We start from the raw sequence: 24,249 nt of genomic DNA on the forward strand, positions 1-24,249 counted from the left end.
CAATAATAATAAAAGATTTAATTTGAAAGGAGATTTATTATGCAAAATCCAATAGTAACTATAAATATGGAAGATGGAGGTGTTATAAAAGCTGAGTTATACCCAGAAATAGCACCAAATACAGTAAGAAATTTTATAGATTTAATAAATAGAGGTTTCTATGATGGTATTATATTTCATAGAGTAATACCAGGTTTTATGATTCAAGGGGGATGCCCAGAAGGAACAGGTATAGGTGGACCTGGATATAGCATTAAAGGAGAATTTTCTAGAAACGGATTTAAAAATGATTTAAAACATTCAAGAGGAGTTCTTTCAATGGCAAGAACTATGATACCTGATTCTGCAGGAAGCCAATTCTTTATAATGGTTGCAGATTCTCCTCATTTAGATGGACAATATGCATCATTTGGAAAAGTTGTCGAAGGAATGGAAGTTGCAGACAAGATAGTAAACTCAAAGAGAGATTATAGTGATAAGCCTTATGAAGATCAAAAGATATTAAAAATGACAGTAGATACCTTTGGTGTAACTTATGATGCGCCAGAAATAATAGAAGATTAATAGAGGGGTTAGGAGGGGTTATATGCTTGATAACAATAAGTGTATTTTAGTTTATAATGTTCCAGAAAGAGAGTTAAATATTTTAAAAGAAGAAGGAATTAAGCTTTTAGAAATATCATCAGAAATGGTTGAAATGACTGTTAAGGATATACTAAATGGGTTAAAGTTCGAGACATTTAATTCAAATCCGCGAAGAGAATCTGTTATTCTTTTTAATAATTTTTCTGATGAAGAGCTAAAAGAAACTATAAGAAGTATTAGACAAAAGTTCAAAGGTGGAATATTAGCAACAGTAACTCCAATTTCTATGGAGTGGAAATTCAATTATTTAGTGGAGCATTTAATTGAAGAAAGAGAATGGTACTTAAAACAACAGAAGGGAAGATCTCAAAGTGAGTAGAGTTGGGGAAAAAATAAAAGAGGCTAGACTTAAGAGTGGAATGAGTCAAAAGTTATTAGCTAAAAAGTTAGGTGTAGCAGAGAAGTTTATAAATGAAATTGAAATGGGAAGAAGAGTAGCTCAAGAATCTTTAATTGACAAGGCATCAAAAATATTAAATGCTGATTTTAATGATGTTAGTATGGTTGTTACTGATGAAGCTTTAATTGAAGAAAGAAAGGCTATGAGTGATGTAAAAAATAAGTCATCTAAAGGAAATATAGAAAAGGATGAGGTTTGGACTAATGCTTTTTCATCTGTGTTAAAGAATGTTCCTATTCTCGATTATTCATTAAAAAATAATAAGGGCTTTAAAGAATTACCTATACATTCAAATAAGGTTGAGGGATACTCTCAGGATAAGGTTTTATACTTAGAAATTCAAGATGATGAGATGTCTGGATTTAGAATGTTAAAAGGAGATTTAGCATTTGCTACTTTAGTAAAGGAAGTAAGCAATAATGGAATATTTTTGGTTGAATATAAAGGAAGAAGAGCAATAAGACAAATAAAGAATTTAGGAAACTCTAAAGTCTTATTAGTTAGTAATGCAGGAAGCCTATTAACTGAAACTATGAATCTTAACGAGATTTCTGTATTAGCTAAATTAGATAGAATAGAAATAAAATTATAAACGTAAAGTTGTTTTGGATTTAATAAATTCAAAACAACTTTTTTTTTATAAAGAAAACTTATGAATATATAAAACAAATTATAATTTAGGTTCCCACTTTACAAAAAAAGTACATATATTGATATAAACAACATTGAGAGGTGAGAACTATAGAAAACATAAATCCAAATAAGGTGGATGCGGGATTAGGACTTATACAAAATGTACCAAAGAATATATTGAGTAAATTAGGAATAAGTCATGGTACTAGTTTTTCGGATGGAGGGACAATAGAAGTAACTATAATATCTGGAGATAGCCCTGAGAATATAACTAAAATTGTAGAGGACTTAGGTGGAAGATATGAGGATTTAGGTTTTGGATTTGGAATAGTTAATATACCTGTTGATAATTTATGGAGATTAGCAAATGTCAGTTCGATACAATATATAGAATTACCTAAAAGCTTATATACTACAGACTCCCAAAGTAATAGAGCGGCTTGTGTAAATACAGCTAGAGAAAGTTTTGGTATTCAGGGGGAGGGTATTTTAGTTGGATTTATAGATACGGGTATAGATTATACTCATCCAGCATTTAGAAATGAAGATGGAACAACAAGAATCGATTATATATATGATTTAAGTGATAATGGAAAGATATATAATAGAGAGATTATAAATACTGCTCTTCAAAATACAGATCCATTTTCTGTAGTTCCTTCCTATGATAATGCAGAACATGGAACTCATGTAGCTGGGATTGCTTGTGCTGGAGGAAATATAAATCCAGCATTTTATGGAGTGGCTCCTAAAAGTTCGATTGCAATGGTTAAATCTACTAGAGGGCAATTTGCACTTAGTACTAATATAATGAGAGGTCTAAAGTTTCTTGTCGATAGGGGAAAGGAATTGAATAAGCCATTAGTAGTTAATATAAGTTTAAGTACTAATGATGGAGCTCATAATGGAACAAGTCTTTTAGAGCAATATATATCAACTATATCGACACTAGAAAGGATTACAATTGCTATTGCTGCTGGAAATGAGGGGGATGCAGCTCATCATGTTGGTGGAGATTTAACAGGGGAAAAAAGAATATCTATAAATGTAGCTGAGGATGAACCAGCTGTAATATTAAATTTATATAAGTCTGTTTTATCTAACATATCTATAAGAATAACAAGCCCTACTGCAGCAACAAGCGGAGAGATAATAATAAGAGAGGGATACACTGAAGGAATAATAGGAAGGGATAGATATCAAGTTTATTATACTGGACCTAAACCCTTTGATTTAATAGGAGAAATATCAATTGCATTACTAACAAATAGTCAATATATATCAGCAGGGCAGTGGGAAATTAGGTTATCATTACAAAATGAATATACAGGCATATTTGACATGTGGTTGCCAATATCTGAAGGATTAAATGTTAATACAAAGTTTTTACAACCAACTGTATTAAATACACTTGGAATTCCTGCAACAGTAAGCAATATAATTGCGGTTGGAAGCTATAATTATGTTACAAATAATATATCCTCTTTCAGTGGAAGAGGAAGACCAGCAATATTTGAGGTAATAAGGCCAGATTTAGTAGCCCCAGGAGAAGGTATTTCAGCACCAACTCCCAATAGGTCATTTGATACTAAGAGCGGTACGTCCATGGCGACTCCGCATGTAACTGGAATTGCAGCGTTGATGATGGAATGGGGAATCTTAAAAAGAAATGATCCATATTTATTTGGTGAGAGGCTGAAATATTATTTAGTAGTTTCGGCTAAGAGGCCTAGAACAGATGTAGTATATCCAGATCCGAGTTGGGGATATGGTCAGGTATGCTTAAGTTCCGCTATAGAAACTATAATAAATAATATTGGGTTTATAGGGTCTAGAAGTAGTAAAGCATATAGAGATGATGGAGAAAATAATATTAACGAAAATTTAGATAGTAATAATAATGTTGATACTTACGAAAATCTAAAAAATATAGAAACTATGGATAATGAAATAAATAGTAGTAATGAATATGTTAGAAGTAAAAATTCAATTAATGAAATTTTGGAGGAGAAGGAAGTGGATATAAAAAGTAATAGTTATAGGCAGCCAAGTATATATAAGGACTTTGAAAGAGAAACATTTCAAAACTATAAAGATTATAGCGAAGTGGTAGGTTTTATAGTTGAATATACATCAAGAGATGAGTTGTTAAAGATAAACAATATACCCGGTGCATCGGTTGTCGCATTAGATCTTAATTTTGCTATTGTTTATATACCTTTTAATAGAGTTTTAGAGGTAGAACCATATGTTAAGGATATAGTTTCTATAGAGGTACCAGTAATCTACACATTACAGCAATCTTCACCTGTAGAAGCTAGTGGAGCCCCTTTATTTCATAATAATCCCTTTCTACAATTAAGTGGAAGAGGAGTTATAGTAGGTATAGTCGATACTGGCATAGATTATTTAAATAATGAATTTATGAGAGAAGATGAAACCACAAGAATAGTAAGGATATGGGATCAGAGCTTAGATGGTGAGAATGAGGTTTATGAAGCCAGACTAGGGATTGAATATAATAGTGATCAAATTAATGAAGCAATACAAGCAAATAAACGTGGTGAAGATCCGTATGCTATAGTTAAAACGAAAGATGATATAGGGCATGGAACCATGGTAGCTAGTTTAGTTGGAGCTAGAGGGATAAATCCTGAAGTTATGGGAGCAGCTCCAGATTGTGATTTTGCAATAGTTAAGTTAAAGCAGGCCCCGAGTGTCGTATTAGATTATGCTGGAGTAAGTACTCCAGGAACAGGAAGATATGCAACTGTTGAGGTGTTACTAGCTATAAGATATTTATCTAGATTAGCAAGCGATTTAAAGAGACCTATGGTGATATGCGTTGCTCTTGGAAGTAATACAGGGGCTCATGATGGAACTAATGCTGTTGAAACAATAATCACAAATACAACTAGTCAACTTGCACTTGCATGTGTGACAGGTACTGGAAATGAGGGGGATACAGATACTCATACAGAAGGTAAATTTGATAAGCCTGGTCAAATAAAAAATATAGAGATTAGAATGGGAAAAGGTCAAAAGGATTTAAACTTTCAAATATATATTCAGCAGCCAGATAAAGTTTCAATAGGAGTAGTGTCTCCATCTGGCGAAGTAGTTGAAAAAATACCAGTTAGATTAAGCAGGGTAGAGAATGTACAATTTATTTATGAAGGTACAAGAATGAGGATTTCATATATTTATCCTGATCCTGTTACAGGAGATGAAATAATAAGTATTGAGGCAAGAGGGCTTAGAGAAGGTATATGGCAATTTAGATTATATGGAGATTATATAGTTGATGGGAGGTACTGGAGTTGGTTACCTCAAAGAAGCTTGCTAGATCCGGATACAAAATTTTTAAGTCCAAGTCAATATACAACATTAACAATTCCGGGAACATCAAGAGGAGCGATAGTAGCTGCTTTTTATAACCAAAATAATAATGCAACTGTAGGTCAATCAGGAAGAGGATTTACAAGAGATGGAAGAGTAAAACCAGATATAGCTGCAGGTGGTATAAACGCAATAGTTACAATGCCAGGAGGGGGAACTAGAGTAGTAAGTGGTTCATCCGTTGCAACAGCTATTACAGCAGGGTGTTGTGCATTAATAATGCAATGGGGAGCTGTAGATGGAAATGATCCTAATTTATATGCAACAGAAATTAGAACTTATTTGATAAGAGGAACAAATATGAGAGTAGGGGATATATATCCAAATGAGCAATGGGGGTATGGAGCAATAGATATGAAGGGAGTATTTGATTCTATAAGGGAAAATTTAACTGGTGGTGTTAGCCAAACGAGAGATAATGAAGAGTATAGTGTAGGTAATCTATTTGTAAGCAAGCCAACAGATATATAAAAGAACAAAATACTCATTAGAGGCATATATTGATTAAAGGAAAAATATTAGAGGAGAATTATATGGCTCAAAAAGGTAGATTAAAGGTACAAAGCTTTGTTAACGAAAGTTATATACCTGTTGAAAATACGAGGATAGTTATAAGGCCATCAGTTGGTGGCCCAGAAACAAAAGAAATAGTCCTATCTACAAATTCTATGGGAGAATCTGAAATAATAGAATTAGATGCACCTCCGTTAGAATACTCTCAACAACCAACAGGACAAGTTCCTTATAGTATGTATGATTTAAGGGTGGAAAGAGAAGGATTTCAAAGTATAGTAATAAACAGATGTCAAATATTCCCTGATGAGTTAGCTATACAACCATGCTATCTTATTGAATCCTTAAATAGATCATACAGAAACGAAACTATAAATGTTCCGCCGAATACATCCAATGTATCACCTACTGCTCCAGGAGGAAGTGTAGTAGAAATCATAAATATTGGACCAAATGTTTTAAATGGAAATTATCCAGAAAAAATTCCTGAAGAAGAGGAAAAACCACTGCCACCTCCAACAAGTGGGGTTGTTTTGCAAAAACCAGTAGTACCTGAATTTATAGTTGTTCATGCTGGAGGTCCAAATAATACATCAGCACCCAATTACAGGGTTCCTTATAAAGACTATATAAAGAATGTTGCATCATGTGAGATATATTCAACTTGGTCAGAAAATACAATACGTTCAAATATTTATGCTATAGTTTCATTTACTTTAAATAGAATATATACAGAGTGGTATAGAGGTAAGGGAAAGAATTTTGATATAACAAATTCAACAGCATATGATCATGCATTTACTTATGGAAGAAATATATTTGAAAGTATTAGTGAAGTAGTAGATGATATATTTGCAACTTATGTAAGAAGAGTAGGAAGAAAGCAACCCCTATTAACCCAATATTGTGATGGTAAAAACGTATCTTGTCCAGGTTGGATGACACAGTGGGGAAGTAAGTATTTAGGAGATCAAGGTAAGACTCCGTTTGAAATACTAACAAACTTTTATGGAAGTGATATTGAATTAGTTACTGCAGATCAAGTAAAGGGTGTACCAAAGTCGTATCCAGGATATGATTTAGTAATAGGATCATCAGGACAGGAAGTTAGAATTATACAAGAATTTTTAAATAGGATATCCCAAAATTATCCTCTAATTCCTAAGGTTGCTCAGGATGGTATATATGGAGCTAACACAGCAGAAGCAGTTAGGGTTTTCCAAGGAGTTTTCAATTTACCTAAAACAGGTGTAGTTGATTATGCAACTTGGTATAAAATATCAGATGTCTATGTAGGAGTAACAAGAATAGCAGAGTTGAGGGGAAGTGCAAGGTCTGTTCAAAGAATATTTGTTCCTCCAAGGTCTTTTGATAACTATTATGATCCTACAATTCCTAAATTTGATTATATGGATGATATGGTGTAATAAGGTGATGAATTGGAATATTTCCAATTCATCTATTTTTTTTATAAAAATAGTTATATAATGAATTTAAATATATAAAGTTTTCAAAATTGCATATTAAGTATGCATATTTAATTTAAGGGGGACAGTTATGAAAGGTACAGTTGTTTCTACGTGGCTAAGAACATGTAGAGATTTATATGGCAATGAAGTTATAAATAAAAGTTTAAAATCGGTAAATTGGTCAGAGAACATAGTATTTACACCTTTAGAAGATGTAAATGACACACAAATATTCAGTTTAATACAGACAATAGCAGATAATGTAGGTACTTCAGTAAATGGGTTATGGCAAGTTATTGGAGAAAATAATCTACAGAAATTCTCAGAAGATTATCCTGTATTCTTTAAAAGAGTAAATTTATATAAATTTTTAGATTCACTTAACTTTATACATTCAATAATAATGAAAAAGATAAGAGGGGCTAGACCACCTAAGATGCATTTAGAACCAATATCAAGTAATAGCATATATTTTACATACAGATCAGATAGAGAGCTATTTGATTATTTTTTAGGCCTGTTAAATGGAAGTGCTAAATATTTTGGTGAGAATATAGAAATTAAAGAAGTAGAAAGGAAAAAAGGTGAATTAAAAGTACATATTAAATTTGAAAATACTATCCAACGTAGTAAGAGATATAAATTTAGTAATAGCTTATCAAGTATAGGGTTAAAGAGTTTAGAGTTAAAGATGGCAGTTCCTATATTTGTAGTTATTACTTTTATTAGTATCCTAATTGCAGGATTACCAAAGGGATTAATTATTGGAGTTATCTCTGGAATTATATCGGTATTTGTATCTTATATGACAATAAAGCCTTTAAATGACATAATAGAAAATATAGAAAATAATAATTTTGATGCTATAGATAAAAGTATAACTACAAATGATAAGCTTGAAAAAATATATAAGGGAATATCAAAATTAAAAGATAATATTGGGAAGGATTCAACATCAGCTAATCTTGTAGTTAATGAGCTGGCTACATTTACTCAAGCAATGTATAATACAACAGAAAAAATGAGAAAAACTACAGAGGAAATAGCTAGCTATTCAGAACAAGTTTCAGAATTAGCAACACAACAAGAGTTAAGTACAGAAACCCTTGTAAAGCAAACAAATGAAAATATTTTAGCTTTAAAGGATTTAGTAAATTCTGAAGATAGAAATAAAAATGAATTAGATAAATCTGTTGAAAAGATCAATCAAAGTCATATAAATGTGGATAGGTCTAGTGAAGCCATAAAAGAATCATTAAAATCATTTATGGATGTAAAGGAAAAAGGTAAAAATCTTCAAAGAAAGGCAGAGGATATTACTCACATAGTATCTTTAGTATCAGGAATTTCATCTCAAACCAATCTTTTAGCTCTAAATGCTTCAATAGAAGCTGCAAGGGCAGGAGAACAGGGAAGGGGATTTGCTGTTGTAGCTGAAGAAGTAAGAAAACTTGCAGAACAATCACAACAAGCTGTTAAGGATATAAATAGCAATTTGTCATTCTTTGCAGAAGAAATCAATTTATTAGTTACAAGTATAGAAAATCAATATAATATATTAGAGCTAGAAACAGATAATTTAGAAAATGTAAGAAGGACAAGCTTAGAGGCTAATGAATTAATTAAGGTTGTTTCAAGCGAAACAAATAAATCAATAATTCAATTAAATAATGAAGTTAAGTCGGTTGAAGAAATGTTTAAAACAATTGATTCATTAGCTTCAATTGCAGCTGAAAATGCAGCATCATCTCAACAGGTTAATCAAGATATAGAAGAGTTTACTAGAAATATTCAGGATATGATAGATACTCTTCAAAAAGTTAAAGATGTTGGAGATAACTTTTCAAATGATATAGATATATAATTCAAGAAGTTACACCCCAGTATTCCAGTTTTGGGAATATGGGGTGTTTTCTTTTATGAATTAATTTAGTTCTTTTTTATGTTTAAAATAAAAATAAATTGTTTGTGCTATAAATACTAAGCTAAGCATTCCAAAAAGAGGATATAATGATCCAATTAATTTTGAAAATCCTATTCTTGATATAGGAAGAGCAATAATAAGAACTATGAAGATTGCCTTTTTAAATTCTATATTAAAGCTATTATCTAATGTTTTACTTATAGAATAAACATCAGAAACTTCAGTAGAAAACATTTCTAACCAAATTACTACTAATAATAATGCTTGAACTACATTTCCAAAACGTTGAGCTACAAATAATAAAGGTATTTCATATTGATGTATATATGGTTGATTTATCATTAATAAAAAGTTTATAGCAAAGCTTAAACCTGCTAAGCCTATTGCACCAAGTGCAATTCCATAAAACATAGTCTTAGGCTTTTTTATTTGATTACTAAGAGGTACTAATACACCAAGGCAACAAAGAGTATTATATCCAGCATATAATATTGTAGATAATGTTACACCAGTTTTTCTTGGTTCAAATTTAGTTAAAAACTCTAATGAAATCATATCTTTACAAAACATAAAATATAGCACAGTTATTGTTGTTATTGTAATTACGAGAGTTGGAACTATAAATGAATTAACTTCAATTAAACCATCTGTATCCCTTAGAAGAAAGAAAATTGCTAAAGCTACCATTATTAAAGAACCAATTATTTTAGGAATATTAAAAAATTGATTTATTAATGCTCCACTACCAGCTAGTATTATTGATGCGCTAGAAATTAAGTACAGTGTAGTAATTACACCAGTAATTTTGCCAAGTAGATTTGGGCTTACAACTTTAATTACATCACCATAAGAGTTTAATTTATATTTGATACTAATTTTAGAAACTATAGATCCCATGATTATATAGAATATACCACAGGCTATGATTCCTATAAAACTAGATACTCCATATGATGTAAAAAATTCTTTGATTTCTTGTCCAGAGGCCAATCCAGCCCCAACAATTGTACCTATAAAAACAACTGCTATTTGAAAAATTTTAGAAAATTCCCGTTTCATTTTTATATCCCCCTATTTTACTATCTATTAACAAATATATATTTATTAAAGTACTTTTATTCTTCAAAAATGAATAAGGTATATTTTCTTAGGGAAAATAACTTTGAGGAACATATATAAGGAGGTAGTAAAAGTGAAAAAGAGGAATTTGTTCAAATGTTGTTTATTAGTAATTATGAGTTTTTATTTATTATCAGCATGTACAAAAAAAGAAAATAATGAAAAAGCTAATATAGATTTATTTAATCCAAAGGAAGCAGTAAAAGTGGCTGAAAAGTATTTAAACTATGTTAAGGATAATAATATAGAAGAAGCAAATAAGCTATGCACAGAACAATTGATAAGTAAAAATAAGGAGATATCAACTGGAACATCAAGAATAATAGCGTATGCTCCTGACAACATGATAGAATCTTCAGGATCAGCTTATGTGATATATAATGTAATCAGAAATTCAGCATCAGAGCCAAAATGTGACTTAGATAATTATGCAATAAAGGTATTGAAAATTGATGATCAATATAAAATTGATGAAGTTAAATCAATGAACAAAAAACAAGTTTTTGTTAGAAATAAATCATTAAGAATGATTGGAGAAGATGGAGGAAAAAGCGATTTAATATTAACATTAAATAATTTGCCTAAGGATGTTTATTTAAGTGAAAATAAAATAATGTTATATAAGGAGAAAGCTCCGTCTGAAGCTTTTGGACCAGTGTCATTAGGATATAAGGGGCAAAAAGTAGCAATTTCAACAATAGGAAATAATAAGACTTTTTTATCAATTGCATATATAGAAGAAAGTAAGGCCGCTCAAGGGCAAGGTGGGGGAGAAAGTGCAACAGCCGGTGCAAACCAAAACTCTAATATTAGTGGTGATTTAGAGGAGTTAGTAGATAAGCCAATTGCTAAGAAGGTTATACCTTTAGATATATTGGATAATGCTAAAATTGAAAACTTAGTTTTTTCAAGGGAGGAAGGGTATTTAATCGTAGAATATTTAAATTCTAATGGGTTAAATAGAATAAATGTATATAAGACTGCTGATGGAGAACTTGTTAAACTAAAATTTAATGAAATGTTTCCAGAGAATAAATATAATATAACTTTAAAAAGTTTTGATAAAAGCGAAATAACAGTTGAGGTTAGCGTTAAAGAGGGGAGAAATGACATTAATATAGATGTTATTGGAGAATATAAAGCAAATATGGAAGAAGAGGAAGTTAAAAAAAATATTTAAAATACTTAACATATAAAAATATTGTAGTAGAATAAAAGTACAACTTAAATATAGTGGTACTTTTATTTTTTTATTAGGAGGAAATAATGAAAGAATGGAATGGTAAGAGATATCATAGTTTAAACTATTATCTTAGAAATAAATTTAATGAAAAAGTATATAAGATATCCTTAGATGGAGGATTTACTTGTCCAAATAGAGATGGAAAAGTTGCCAAAGGAGGTTGCACATTTTGTAGTGCTAGAGGATCAGGTGATTTTGCTGGAAGCAGAACATTATCTATAACAAAGCAATTTGAAGATAGAAAAGATATGATGGAGAAAAAATGGAAGGATGGAAAGCTAATTGCATATTTCCAAGCCTATACGAACACTTATGCGCCAGTAGAAGAACTTAGAAGAAAATATAAAGAAGCATTAACTCAAAAAAATGTAGTAGCGATATCAATAGCAACAAGACCAGACTGTATTGATGATGATGTTTTAGAATTTTTAACTGAATTAAACGAAAAAACATATTTAATTGTTGAACTTGGGCTACAAACAATAAATGATGAAACAGCTAGAAATTTTAATAGAGGATATGATTTTAAAGTATTTGATGATACATTAAAAAGACTATTAGAAAGAAATATTGAGGTAGTTGCACATACTATTTTTGGATTACCTGGTGAAACAGAAGAGGATATGTTAAGGACTGTTGATTACATAGCACACTCAGGGGCTAAGGGAATAAAGTTTCACTTACTTCATCTGATGGAAGGAACAAAGATGGTCGAACAGTATGAGAGTGGAGAATTAAAGTTATTGACACAAGAACAATATATAGATTTAGTTTGTAAGGGAGTTTCTATGATACCAGAAGAAATGGTTGTACATAGATTAACAGGAGACGCACCAAGAGAGTTACTAATAGGACCAATGTGGAGTTTGAAAAAGTGGGAAGTATTAAATGCCATAGATAAGGCTTTGGAAGATAATGATATATGGCAAGGAAAGAATTTTAAGTAATACAAATATCATAATAAAAATCGATGATTAATCAAATTTCAATTAAAAATATGGGGAGGTATTTTTATGAATATAGATGTAATTATATCGGCAGATCATATTAAAGAGGAATATCTAGATGATAAAATAGTAGTAGTAATAGATATGCTAAGAGCTACATCAGTTATTACAACGGCATTAGCAAATGGAGCAAAGGAAGTAATTCCAATGCTAACTGTAGAGGAAGCCTTCAATAAGAAAAAAGAACTTTCAGAAAAGGGACTGGATGCATTACTAGGGGGAGAACGAAGAGCTATAAAAATAGAGGGTTTTGACTTTACTAACTCACCATTAGAGTATACAAGAGATCAAATAGAAGGAAAAAGTATAATATTAAGTACCACTAATGGAACAAGAGCAATAAATTTAAGTTTGAAAGCAAGTAAAATACTAATAGGTGCAATGATAAATGCTAAGTCCGTTATAGATATGATTAATGAAAATTCTAGTGATATAGTATTTATAAATTCAGGTACAAATGGTCAGTTTTCTATGGATGACTTTATTTGTTCAGGGTATATGATTAATTTACTATGTGAAAATAATATTCATAATTTATCTGATATAGCTAAAACAGCTAAATATATATATGAAAATAATAAAAATATAGTAAATTTTATAAAAGAAGCAAGGCATTATAATATATTGAAAGATTTAAATTTACAAGATGATCTGGAATATTGCTGTAAAAAAGATATATTGGATATAGTTCCGGTGGTAAATAAGAATACAGGAGTGATATCAGTAATAAACAAATGATAATAAATTTCAATTAATTATAACATTTCTATTGACAATGGTAAAAAAAGAATATATTATAATATTAGATTGATAATCAATATCAATTAAAGAGGGAAAAGATATTATTAAAAGCTCCACACTTTTAATAATATGAAGCATATACAAACAAATTAAACTCCTATAATTATAGAATTTATTTCAATAAAAGATGACTAATAGCAACGCTTAGTCATCTTTTATTTTGTTCGAAAATAAATTTAATATTTTGGGATAAATCTAGATATATAAGGTTAAAAGAAAAATTAGTTTAAAATTAGATATGTATTGTTTCATATAATATAAAAGAGTATTGCAAAAAATAATTAAAATATACTAAATATTTTTTGGAAATTTTATCATGGGAAATATATCAATTTATCAATGAAAAAATACATAAATATTTATTTTTTATATACAAAATAGATGTACTTAAACTCAGAAATGACGCAAACTAAGACAGAATGAGCACTTAATAAATATATATGTAAATGTTATAGATTTTATATGAGATTTTTTTGTGGCAAAAAAATCAATATGAATAATATAATTACTATTCATAGAATAATATTCATTAATTAGAAACTAACTCATATTTAGACCCCCTAAACATTATGTTAGTATAATGGCACAGATGAATAAACAAATCTGAAGGGGGAATTACAAATGATTAAATCAAAATTAATGATGTTATTAGTATCAACAGGAGTAACAATAGCCTTAGGAGTAGGAAGCTTTTTTATGCCTTCAAAAACTGAAGCACCTAATAATGATGCTACAAAGATTCAATCTAACAGTGAAACTTCATCTGAAAATAAGGAAACAAAAACTGATGAATCTAACAAAGTAGTAGAAACAAGTAAAAATACAGTAGCTTCAGTGGACAAGGCTTCAACTGATTCTAATACTAATGTAAATAATGAATCTTCAAATAATAAACAACCTGCAAATGGTAAGAATGAAACAAACGTAAAAGCTAATCAACAAACAGAAAATAATGCTTCAAATGAAGACTGTTATACTGATGGACAATACACACCACAACAAAATCCAGTGTTTACACCATCACAAGGTTCTAACTCTAATTCAGGGCAAGAATCAAATCAAAAACCAAGTGATTCAGATAGTAGTAGCTATATAGCAGAAATTGAACAAGCTATATTCCAAAGAGTAAATCAAGAAAGAGCAGCAGCAGGACTCCCTGCATTAAGCTATAATGGAACTATGGAGCACTATGCTAGAATTAAATCTAAAGATATGGGCGATAGAGGATATTTTGATCATAAAGATCCACAAGGAAAGTTAATTACTGAACAAATGAAGGCTGATGGCGTATCATATAGTGCTTGGGGAGAAAACATTGCATATATACAAGGTGTAAATGGTAATGCAACTTTAGCAACACAATTTATGGACAACTGGATGAACTCATCAGGACATAGAGCAAATATACTATCATCAAACTTTAGTAGCATAGGTATTGGGGTTTATAAGATAGGAAACACATATTATGCAACACAAGAGTTCTATAGATAATAAAGTATTAAAGCTATAAACAGTTTAGTCAATTAAGGTTATTAAGTTTATATTATATATAATTTATAAAAAGCTATTATATTGCAATAGTATATGCAGTATAATAGCTTTTTATTTAATATACTAAAGTTAATTATAAAAAATTAGAAGCTATGTATCACATTTTACTATATCTATATAAATATAAAATAAGTTATCTTTTGATAATTGATTAAATAATAGTAGTAGATTTGATGTTTGTACTTTTATATTTATTCTATTTTTTTTAGATATAGTTAAAGATTCACAAAAAGGATATTTCTCTATGATTTTAAGTGCTTCATATTTATTTTTAAAATCTAAAGATACATTATTAAATTTGTATATAGAATGAGTAGAAATTACATTATCTTTTAATGTCTCAGAGCCTTCCAAATTTTTATTTGTATTTTTACTATCTAACATATCCATAAAGACCTTCTTTCAAAGTTTAAAGTTTATATATAATGCGCAATAAAAGTTCTATATTAGTACTCATTCAGATTTAATATATAAGAAAAATATTTTAATATTAATAAAATAATACTTATATAGAAAAATTTACCTAAATAAATTATATATTACTTTTTATAAAAGTCAAAATGATCTTGTAGGTTATATGTTAATATACTGATAGTATCAATTATTTGAAATATTAATTAGAACATAAATATTAGAATATATTTTACTAATAAAATAGTATAGCAAAAAGGAACTTGGGGTTATGACATACTTTCTTTATAGTAGACATTTAAAATAATAAAACTGTAACTATAGAGGGAGAAGTTCATTATCAAGTTCCTTTTTGCTATATTATCGTTATATATTTATTATTAGCTTTTGTAATGTTAAACCACTTGGAAAATAAAGAATTTTAAATAATAGGATTCATCTGAATTCCATAGAATTGGATGATCTGCACTTTGCGTTCTTATTTCCACTTGTCTCAATGTTCTTCTAGCATCATGAGCTGCTTCTTGAACTGTCTTTTTTAATTGTTCCTCACTCATATAGTGTGAGCAGGAGCAAGTAGCAAAGTATCCGCCAGATTTAACCATTTTTAATCCTCTAAGATTGATTTCTTTATAGCCTCTGATAGCTGATTTAATAGTATTTCTTGATTTTGTAAATGCTGGTGGGTCAAGTATAACAACATCAAATTGTTTACCTTCTCTCGACCAATCTCCAAGAACATCAAAGGCATTATGACATTCGAATTTAACTACATCCTGTAAGTTATTAAGTTCAGCATTTTTTTTCGCACAGTCAATAGCATGCTGTGATACATCTATTCCAAGAACTGATTTTGCTCCAGCAATACCGGCATTCAAGGCAAATGAACCAGTGTGAGTAAAGCAGTCTAATACATCTTTGTCTTTGCATATTCTATGCATAGCAGCTCTATTTTCTTTTTGATCTAAGAAGAATCCAGTTTTTTGACCATTTTCTAAATCGACTATGTATTTAACTCCATTTTCTATTATTTGAATATTGGTATCAAATGGTTCTGTTAAGAAGCCTTTAGTTTGTTCAAGTCCTTCAATTTCTCTTGTCTTAATATCACTTCTTTCATAAACACCCTTAGCACCGTATTCTTCAACTAGAATTTTTACTATTAAGTCCCTATATTGGTCCATTCCTAAAGTAGAAATTTGAATTACATAGTAATCTTCGAATTTATCAACTGTAAGTCCTGGTAAGAAGTCAGCTTCTCCAAATATAAATCTACAAGAAGATGTATCTATAACTGTTTTTCTATATTCAAATGCATTAGCAAATCTCTTTTTAAAGAAATTATAATCTATTTCTTCATTAATATCTGTTGTCATTATTCTAATAGTTATTTTACTTCTATCATTTATATAACCTTTTCCGATAAAAAATCCTTTATGATTATATACTTCAACTATATCTCCATTTTCGTAATCGCCATCATATTCATTTATTTCATCGACATATATCCAAGGTCTTCCTTGTTCAGCTCTTTTATTTTTTCCTTTATGTAAATAAAATTTACTTGCCATATTGTAGCTCCTTCCTAAATTAATCTTATAAGATTATATCATAACTATAAGAAAATAAATATTAAAGTTAAATAATATAAGTTGATGATAAATTATATATATTCAGGTAATAAATATGTAAAATTGAAAAATAAGTTAAGGAAATATAAATAAATTGTTAAAAAATAATGTGTAAATAAATTGACTTTAATAAAATAAATGCTATAATATTATAAATAAGTTAATTGTAATAAAATGTAATTAATTATATATTTAATTATTTATTCAATTAAATGGTATCAGGGTTTGATATATTTTAAATGAGTAGATACTAAATATATTAATGTGCATTTAAATTACATCAATAATAAAAGGGGGCAAATTATGAAAAAAAGATTTATTTCTTTACTAGCAATAGGCTTAAGTTGCATGATGATACTTGGAGGTTGTGGAAAAAAGGGGCCTGAACAATCAGAAAATGGGGAATCTAGTAGTGTACAAATGGATAGTGAGCAAGTATTAAACACTATTTATTTTGAAGTTGCTACTTTAGATGCAAATGATACTACAGATAATCAAAGTTCATCTATTCTTAATGCAGTACAAGAAGGATTAGTAAGAATTGAGAATAATGGAAAGGGAGACGAGATAGTGCCGGCTGGGGCAGAAAAATGGGAAGCTTCAGAAGATGGTTTAACATGGACTTTCCATTTAAGAAAAATGAATTGGTCAGATGGAGAGGCTGTAGTAGCAAAGCACTACGTTGATTCTTTTCAAAGGATATTAAATCCAGACAATGGATTTGCTTATGGATTTTTAGCTTATGATATTGAAGGTGCAGAAGAATATAATACAGGAAAAGGAACAGTTGATGCTGTAGGTGTAAAAGCTGTTGATGATTATACTCTAGAATTCAAATTAAAGCATCCAGTACCTTACTTCGCATCAAAGGTGTCTTATACAACGTTCCATCCAATTAGATTAGATATTATTGAAAAGTTAGGGGACAAGTATGCTAGTGAAATTAAAGATACTGTATATAGTGGACCATTTAAGATAGAAAGTTGGGATAATGGAAACTCAATGGTATTAGTAAAAAATGATACTTATTGGGATGCTGATAATGTATATCTTCAAAAGATTAACATGACAAAGATTCAAGAATTTGCAACTCAAGCTCAATTATTTGAGGCACAAGAATTAGATATAACTGGCGCTCAAACAGATTATATAGAAAAATGGACTGAAAGAGCTGATGCAGGAGAGTTCCAAAAGCTTACAGGAGAGGATCCAGGATCATTCTATTTATATTTTAATCAAAAGAGTGAATCTGCAAATGGAATATTAAAGAATGCTAAAATAAGAAAAGCTATTGGCTTATCAATAGATAGAGATGTCTATACAAAAGACTTAGTTGGAAGATTCCAATCAGCTTATGGAGTAGTTCCAACAGCTATAAATGTTGGTGATGAAAAGTATAGAGATAAAGTAGAAGGACCTTTAGAAAGTGATGCGAAGACTTATGTAAATAATAAGGAAAAGCTTCAAGAACTATTTAAAGAAGGATTAAAGGAATTAGGACTTCAAACAGATGACTTAAGCAAATATGAATTAACTTATTTATCTCAAGGAAGTTCAGAATTACAAAAACAAAGATCTGAATGGTTAGCGCAGCAAGTAAATGGAAATTTAGGTATAAAAATAAATGTTGAGACTCAAGGAGATTGGGGAGTTTATTTAAGTATAATGGATAAACTTGAGTATGACTTTACAATGTCTGGATGGTCAGCAGATTATAATGATCCAATGAGTTTCTTAGATATATGGGTATCAAATGGTGGAAATAACCACACTGGTTATGCTGATACAGAGTATGATGAATTGTTAAAATCAGTATACAAAGAAACAGAGCAAGATAAGGTTACAGAAATCTATAAAAAGCTAGAAAATAAACTAGTTAATGAAGATGCTGTTATTTCACCAGTTTACTATACTGATAAGTATGCATTCTATCAAAACTATGTTAAGGATATCCAATTTACTTCATTTGGATCAGTTTATGAATTCAAGCATGCATATATACAAGGGAAAAATTAATTAAACCTATTATATAGAATTAGTATAATGCACATCAACTATTGTTGATGTGCATTAATTCAATCTGAAGGGGAGAGGAATATGGCAAAGTATGTTATAAGAAGATTTATTGAGATGGTTATTACACTTTATTTAATTGGAACAGCGACTTTTTTTCTTTTAGCTGCAATTCCAGGAACAGCTATAGATAAGAAGATTCAAAAGCTGCCAGAGCAAACAAAGCAAATTGTTATAGCTAAATATGGTTATGATAAACCTGTAGTAGAGAGGTACTTTATTACATTAAAAAATTATATTGTGAAAGGTGAGTTTGGGGAGTCTTTAGTACGTGCAGGAGATACACTTTCAAGTATAGTTAAAAATAAGATGCCAGTATCAGCAAGGCTTGGAATACAACAAATAGTAGTTGGAGTAACGCTAGGTATTCTTCTAGGAATAGTTTCTGCAATGAATAGGGGGAAGGTTATTGATTATGTAATTTTGGTAGGAGTGATGATACTTGCTTCGGTACCATCACTAGTATTATCACTATTATTACAAAAGTATTTAGCAAAGGGACCATTATTAAATTTACCTATAATCGGATGGCCGAAAGGTGCTGATATTTGGCTCGGTGGATGGAAGTATACTATTTTACCAACGTTAGCTGGAGCTGGAACATACTTAGCTTATTATGCAAGATTAATGAAAACTAGTATGTTAGATAGCATTAATCAAGATTATACACTTACAGCTAGATCAAAAGGATTATCAGAAGTATCTATAGTTAGAAAACATGTTCTTAGAAATTCATTTATACCGATAATCACAGTATTACCAGTGGCAATATCAGGAGTAATTTCTGGTTCTTTCTTTATAGAAAGGGTTTTTGCTATTCCTGGAGCTGGACAATATTTTATTCAAGCAGCAAATGATAGAGACATTCCAATACTTATGGGATTAACATTATTGTATGCATTAATTTATCTTGTAGCAATATTTATAACAGATATACTTTATACAGTTGTAGATCCGCGTATAAGATTAGTTAAGTAGATAGGGGTGTGACTTTATGAATAAATTAAAAGTAAAAGATAAAAGATTTGAACTTGCAGATTCATATACTTTAGACAGTGATTTAGTTGTAAGACCCAATATTAGTTATTGGCAAGATGCTTGGAGAAGGCTTAAAAAGAATCCAGTTGCTATGGGAGCTTTATGTATATTACTTGTAATAATTTCAATGGCAATTTTTATGCCTATTATAAGAAATTTAGATTATCAAACAGTTGTAACAGAAAAGAAAAATTTATCTCCTAGTAGTGAGTTCTGGTGGGGAACAGATGCTATGGGAAGAGATTTGTTTACAAGAGTGTGGATAGGAACAAGAATATCAATAAGCGTAGCATTGATTGCTACTGTAATAGATATAGTAGTTGGATGCTTATATGGAGGCATAGCTGCATATTTAGGTGGAATAGTAGATGAAATAATGATGAGAATAGTTGAAGTATTAAATAGTATTCCATACTTAATAATTACATTACTGATTTTAGTTGTTTTAGGAAATGGATATTTTCAGTTAATGTTAGCTTTATGCCTAACAGCTTGGACTAGCACAGCAAGAATGATAAGAGGACAAATTCTTCAATTAAGAGAAAGCGAATATGTTTTAGCAGCAGAGGCTTTAGGAGCATCTCCAATGAGAATAATTTTAAAGCACTTATTACCAAATACAATTGGATTAATAATATTAGATGTTGCATCAACAATTCCAAGTGTAATAGTTTCTGAAACAATATTGTCATTCTTAGGATTAGGATTGAATATCCCAGCATTTAGTTTAGGTTCATTACTATCAGCTGGACAACAAGCTATGGCATTTTATCCTTATCAATTGCTGTTCCCCACTATAATTTTATGTCTATTAATATTATCATTTAACGTTTTAGGTGATGGTTTAAGAGATGCTCTAGATCCAAAGTTAAGACAATAGGAGGTATATAAGGTATGGAGAAATTAGTAAATAAAAATGAATCAATTCTAGATGTTAAAAATCTAAGGGTATCTTATCATACTTATGCTGGAGAAGTACAATCTGTTAGAGGGGTGTCCTTTGAGGTTGAGAGAGGTGAGGTATTAGCTATAGTAGGAGAATCAGGATGCGGAAAAAGCGTTACAGCTAGATCAATTATGGCTTTAATTCAAGCTCCGCAAGGTGAAATTAAAGAGAATAGTAAGATACTTTATAATGGAGAAGATATATTAACTTATGATAAAAAGAAAATTAGAGAATTTAGGGGTGGAGAATGTTCAATGATATTCCAAGATGCATTAACATCTCTTAATCCGACTATGAAGGTAGGTAAGCAAATAATAGAGAACTTAGTAGCTCATAGAAATATGGACAAAAAATCTGCACGAGAAGAGGCTATACGGATACTTGACTCTGTAGGAATACCAAATGCCGAAAAGAGAGTTGATCAGTATACACACGAGTTTTCAGGCGGAATGAGACAGAGAGTTATGATTGCAATAGCAGTTGCTTGTAATCCTAAAATTTTAATAGCAGACGAGCCTACAACAGCTCTTGATGTTACAATTCAAGCACAAATACTTGAACTTATTAATGAATTAAAAGACAAGCTTAATACAGCAGTAATATTAATCACTCATGATTTTGGGGTGGTTGCAGGAATGGCAGATAAAATTGCAGTAATGTATGCTGGACAAATTATAGAGCAAGGGGAAAAAAGAGAGATATTCTATGAGCCTAAACATCCATATACTTGGGCACTTTTAAATTCAGTTCCTAAGCTTGGATGGAAGGGAAAGCAGTTATTAGATACAATAAAGGGAACCCCTCCAGATTTAATTGCACCACCAGAAGGATGTGCATTTGCAGCTCGTTGTAAATATTGTATGAATATATGTTTAGAAGAAGAGCCAAAGGAATATTCATTTGGAGATACACATAAGGCTAAATGTTGGCTATATAGTGAAGGGGTTCCTGAGGAAATTTTAGATAAAATTGAGGAGGAAAGAAAAAATGGCTAATGAATCAAATATAATTTTAGAAGTAAAAAATTTAAAAAAATATTTTAAACTTGGTAATAAAGAAATTTTAAAAGCAGTAGATGATGTTTCATTTGCCATAAAAGAAGGAGAAACTTTGGGATTAGTCGGAGAATCAGGATGTGGAAAAACAACTTGTGGAAGAACTGCTATTGGGCTGTATGATAAAACAGATGGGAAAATTTTTTATAGAGATAAATCAATGGACGGATTAAAGGGTAAAGAAAAAAAGCAGTTTAATAAAGAAGTTCAAATTATATTCCAAGATCCCTATGCATCGCTAAATCCAAGAATGACTGTTGCTGATATAATCTCAGAGGGAATAGATATTCATGGTATAGCTAAATCAAAAGAGGATAAGGAGAAAAGAATCTATGAGCTATTAGAGCATGTAGGGTTAAACAAAGAACATGCAAATAGGTTTGTACATGAATTCTCAGGTGGACAAAGGCAGAGGATAGGTATAGCCAGGGCTTTAGCTGTTGAACCTAAATTCATTTTGTGTGATGAACCTATTTCTGCTCTAGATGTATCAATTCAAGCGCAAATTGCCAATTTATTAATTAATTTACAAAGGGAATTAGGATTAACATATTTATTCATTGCTCATGATCTATCTATGGTTAAGCATATTTCAGATAGAGTAGCAGTTATGTATTTAGGTAGTATGGTTGAATTGGCTGAATCAGAAGAATTATTTAATAATGCTAAACATCCATATACAGAAGCATTGATGTCAGCAATTCCTATAGCGGATCTGGATATAGAAGAAAACAGGGAGAGAATTATGCTAGAGGGGGATGTCCCAAGTCCAATTAATATTCCTAAAGGATGTAAGTTCCAAGGTAGATGTATTAAATGTATGGAGATATGTAAGAATGAATCTCCAGAATTTAAAGAAGTAGAAAAAGGACATTTTGTAGCATGTCATTTATATTAATTATATTTTAGGAGAGAAGTACATGCAAAAATTAAATGGAATAATAAAAGATTTTATAAAATGCATCATTATTGGAAGCTTTATATCTTTAGCAATGATTTTAGGTGTAGGAATGATTTCATTAATAATATCGAAGTTTAATTGGCAACAATCATTAAATATTGTAAGAAGTGGATTGCTTATAATTGGACCATTAGGAATGATTTTAGGATCTATTTTAATACTAAGGAGAAGAGAGGAGAAAAAGTTTTTATTTATTGATCAATGGAAGGAAAAGTATAGTGTATTTTCGTATAAAGTTGTTTTAATAATAATTAGTTTAATCATTATTTTATATGGAGGAGCTATAGACTGGATTATAATGAACTTCAATATAATAAACTGAAGTATTTTATATTAACATTTGCTTATAGATCCCATTCTCTAATGAGTTTGGGATTTTATTTGTTTTGATGAATATTAAATATAAATGTAAATATAATTATAGTATAAAGCAATTATTTGGGGAGATATATATGATATTTAAAGCAATTGTTATACCAACTCCAAGAAGAATTAGAAAATATGTGGAGAATAAAGTAGATGAATTGACTTGTGAAAGTATAACAAAAGATAAGGTTGAAAATAAAGATTTAGAACATATTGATATGACAAAAGATACATTTAAAAATTTTGGATTATCTATTAGAATTTTTTAAATTAAGAAAGGACATATATAAATTTGGTTACTTAGTTATTTTTCTCTAAGTCAATGCAAATTTACATATGTCCAATTTAGTATTGGGAGAAGGAAAATATAAAAAAACCACCTGCTTCCATAACAGGTGGTTTTAGGGGAGATATAATCTATATGCTAATATAGTTTGGGGGAACTATATTAGTTATTTTCCAGATGTTTATCAATCAAATTTTGGATTGTAGGGGTACATCTGTAGCCTCTGCATCCACCTGTGCAAGCTCCTGTTGCCTTAGAAACTTCTGCCACAGTGTGGGCTCCGGCTTTGATTGCATCTTTTATTTTGGATCTTGGTATTGCCTTGCAAGTACAAACTTTAGTAATCTTATCAAGGACTTGTTCGTTTAAGTTATTTTCCATTTAGTTTTCCTCCTGTATTAAGAAATCGACTAAGGAAAATAAAGGGGATAAAAAATAAATTTAATGTTTATTCTTTATGTTTTTATTATATATTTATCAATAAGGAAAGTCAATACTAATTGATAAAAATTATTAGTTAATTTTTAGTGTAAGGAACAAACATTACATTTTATTTTGTGAAAAATTTATTTAAATATTCTTAAATATAATCTTTTATATTATTTTACTTTGTAGTAGAATATAATTATTATTAACATAATGATTATATTTATATTATTTCATTATAATAGTTAAAGACTGTGATTAGGAGAAGTACTTATTTGGATACTTTAAGAGAGTGGCTGGTTGGTGAAAAGTCATAGAGAAGATTAAGGAAAATCACCTAGGAGTTTGATGC

The 24,249-nt window shown here is 29.9% G+C and carries 21 protein-coding genes and 1 other annotated feature (1 of these 22 running past the window's edge); of the genes, 17 read left to right on the forward strand and 4 right to left on the reverse strand.

From position 1 onward, the window contains the following. Positions 1-39 precede the first annotated feature (39 nt). The 6 genes from CSBG_RS16955 to CSBG_RS16980 all read left to right on the forward strand — a co-directional run bounded on the left by CSBG_RS16955 (position 40) and on the right by CSBG_RS16980 (position 8,923). On the forward strand, positions 40-564 hold the full coding sequence (locus tag CSBG_RS16955; RefSeq protein ID WP_008681463.1) for a peptidylprolyl isomerase: 525 nt from the start codon (positions 40-42) through the stop codon (positions 562-564). Between the two features lie 22 nt (positions 565-586). After that, positions 587-964 carry a DUF3783 domain-containing protein gene (locus CSBG_RS16960; RefSeq protein ID WP_008681464.1) on the forward strand — a complete coding sequence of 126 codons (378 nt, stop codon included), beginning with the start codon at positions 587-589 and terminating at the stop codon, positions 962-964. Then, complete coding sequence (locus CSBG_RS16965; protein WP_008681465.1) at positions 957-1,637, forward strand: helix-turn-helix transcriptional regulator; 681 nt, start codon at positions 957-959, stop codon at positions 1,635-1,637. The genes CSBG_RS16960 and CSBG_RS16965 overlap by 8 nt, the downstream gene beginning before the upstream one ends. 140 nt (positions 1,638-1,777) lie before the next feature. Continuing rightward, positions 1,778-5,548, forward strand: coding sequence for a S8 family peptidase (locus CSBG_RS16970; RefSeq protein ID WP_008681468.1), 3,771 nt, complete (start codon positions 1,778-1,780; stop codon positions 5,546-5,548). 62 nt (positions 5,549-5,610) lie between these two features. Further along, positions 5,611-7,017 (forward strand): peptidoglycan-binding domain-containing protein, encoded by a 1,407-nt coding sequence (locus CSBG_RS16975; protein ID WP_008681469.1) that lies wholly within the window; start codon positions 5,611-5,613, stop codon positions 7,015-7,017. Positions 7,018-7,147: 130 nt separating this feature from the next. Further along, entirely contained in the window at positions 7,148-8,923 is a 1,776-nt protein-coding gene (locus tag CSBG_RS16980; RefSeq protein WP_008681471.1) for a heme NO-binding domain-containing protein, read from the forward strand. Positions 8,924-8,983: 60 nt separating this feature from the next. Here the strand turns inward: CSBG_RS16980 and CSBG_RS16985 are convergent, their stop codons facing one another. Next, positions 8,984-10,042: a transporter gene (locus CSBG_RS16985; RefSeq protein WP_008681473.1), complete on the reverse strand. Its 1,059-nt coding sequence runs from the start codon at positions 10,040-10,042 to the stop codon at positions 8,984-8,986. A gap of 133 nt (positions 10,043-10,175) precedes the next feature. Between CSBG_RS16985 and CSBG_RS16990 the strand changes: the two genes are divergently transcribed. From CSBG_RS16990 to CSBG_RS17005, 4 genes are all read left to right on the forward strand, one after another. Further along, the gene (locus CSBG_RS16990; RefSeq protein ID WP_008681475.1) at positions 10,176-11,282 is read left to right on the forward strand and encodes a hypothetical protein; all 1,107 of its coding nucleotides are present in this window, start codon (positions 10,176-10,178) and stop codon (positions 11,280-11,282) included. 83 nt (positions 11,283-11,365) lie between these two features. After that, entirely contained in the window at positions 11,366-12,292 is a 927-nt protein-coding gene (locus CSBG_RS16995) for a TIGR01212 family radical SAM protein (protein WP_099346361.1), read from the forward strand. A 66-nt stretch (positions 12,293-12,358) separates the two neighbouring features. Further along, positions 12,359-13,090, forward strand: a complete 732-nt coding sequence (locus CSBG_RS17000) for a 2-phosphosulfolactate phosphatase family protein (RefSeq protein WP_008681478.1) — start codon at positions 12,359-12,361, stop codon at positions 13,088-13,090. Positions 13,091-13,774: 684 nt separating this feature from the next. Next, positions 13,775-14,644 carry a CAP domain-containing protein gene (locus CSBG_RS17005; protein ID WP_008681480.1) on the forward strand — a complete coding sequence of 290 codons (870 nt, stop codon included), beginning with the start codon at positions 13,775-13,777 and terminating at the stop codon, positions 14,642-14,644. A gap of 150 nt (positions 14,645-14,794) precedes the next feature. Here CSBG_RS17005 and CSBG_RS17010 read toward each other — a convergent pair whose 3' ends face one another. Both CSBG_RS17010 and CSBG_RS17015 read right to left on the reverse strand, forming a co-directional pair. Then, complete coding sequence (locus CSBG_RS17010; RefSeq protein ID WP_008681481.1) at positions 14,795-15,094, reverse strand: hypothetical protein; 300 nt, start codon at positions 15,092-15,094, stop codon at positions 14,795-14,797. 416 nt (positions 15,095-15,510) lie between these two features. Continuing rightward, the gene (locus CSBG_RS17015; RefSeq protein ID WP_008681483.1) at positions 15,511-16,686 is read right to left on the reverse strand and encodes a class I SAM-dependent rRNA methyltransferase; all 1,176 of its coding nucleotides are present in this window, start codon (positions 16,684-16,686) and stop codon (positions 15,511-15,513) included. 363 nt (positions 16,687-17,049) lie between these two features. Between CSBG_RS17015 and CSBG_RS17020 the strand changes: the two genes are divergently transcribed. The 7 genes from CSBG_RS17020 to CSBG_RS17050 all read left to right on the forward strand — a co-directional run bounded on the left by CSBG_RS17020 (position 17,050) and on the right by CSBG_RS17050 (position 23,454). Next, positions 17,050-18,762 (forward strand): peptide ABC transporter substrate-binding protein, encoded by a 1,713-nt coding sequence (locus CSBG_RS17020; protein WP_008681485.1) that lies wholly within the window; start codon positions 17,050-17,052, stop codon positions 18,760-18,762. An 81-nt stretch (positions 18,763-18,843) separates the two neighbouring features. Next, on the forward strand, positions 18,844-19,797 hold the full coding sequence (locus CSBG_RS17025; protein ID WP_008681487.1) for an ABC transporter permease: 954 nt from the start codon (positions 18,844-18,846) through the stop codon (positions 19,795-19,797). Between the two features lie 16 nt (positions 19,798-19,813). Next, entirely contained in the window at positions 19,814-20,737 is a 924-nt protein-coding gene (locus CSBG_RS17030) for an ABC transporter permease (RefSeq protein ID WP_008681489.1), read from the forward strand. A 14-nt stretch (positions 20,738-20,751) separates the two neighbouring features. Continuing rightward, positions 20,752-21,798: an ABC transporter ATP-binding protein gene (locus tag CSBG_RS17035; protein ID WP_035286140.1), complete on the forward strand. Its 1,047-nt coding sequence runs from the start codon at positions 20,752-20,754 to the stop codon at positions 21,796-21,798. Beyond that, on the forward strand, positions 21,791-22,756 hold the full coding sequence (locus tag CSBG_RS17040) for an oligopeptide/dipeptide ABC transporter ATP-binding protein (protein ID WP_035286142.1): 966 nt from the start codon (positions 21,791-21,793) through the stop codon (positions 22,754-22,756). The genes CSBG_RS17035 and CSBG_RS17040 overlap by 8 nt, the downstream gene beginning before the upstream one ends. 22 nt (positions 22,757-22,778) lie before the next feature. Next, positions 22,779-23,141, forward strand: a complete 363-nt coding sequence (locus CSBG_RS17045; protein ID WP_008681492.1) for a hypothetical protein — start codon at positions 22,779-22,781, stop codon at positions 23,139-23,141. Between the two features lie 130 nt (positions 23,142-23,271). Continuing rightward, on the forward strand, positions 23,272-23,454 hold the full coding sequence (locus CSBG_RS17050; protein ID WP_008681495.1) for a hypothetical protein: 183 nt from the start codon (positions 23,272-23,274) through the stop codon (positions 23,452-23,454). 179 nt (positions 23,455-23,633) lie between these two features. Here CSBG_RS17050 and CSBG_RS17055 read toward each other — a convergent pair whose 3' ends face one another. Beyond that, positions 23,634-23,852: a (2Fe-2S)-binding protein gene (locus tag CSBG_RS17055; RefSeq protein WP_008681498.1), complete on the reverse strand. Its 219-nt coding sequence runs from the start codon at positions 23,850-23,852 to the stop codon at positions 23,634-23,636. 290 nt (positions 23,853-24,142) lie between these two features. Next, positions 24,143-24,249 (forward strand) — a binding site (T-box leader) (it continues 149 nt past the right edge of the window).

This window comes from Clostridium sp. 7_2_43FAA, from assembly GCF_000158375.2.
Taxonomy (GTDB): Bacteria; Bacillota; Clostridia; order Clostridiales; family Clostridiaceae; genus Clostridium; species Clostridium tertium.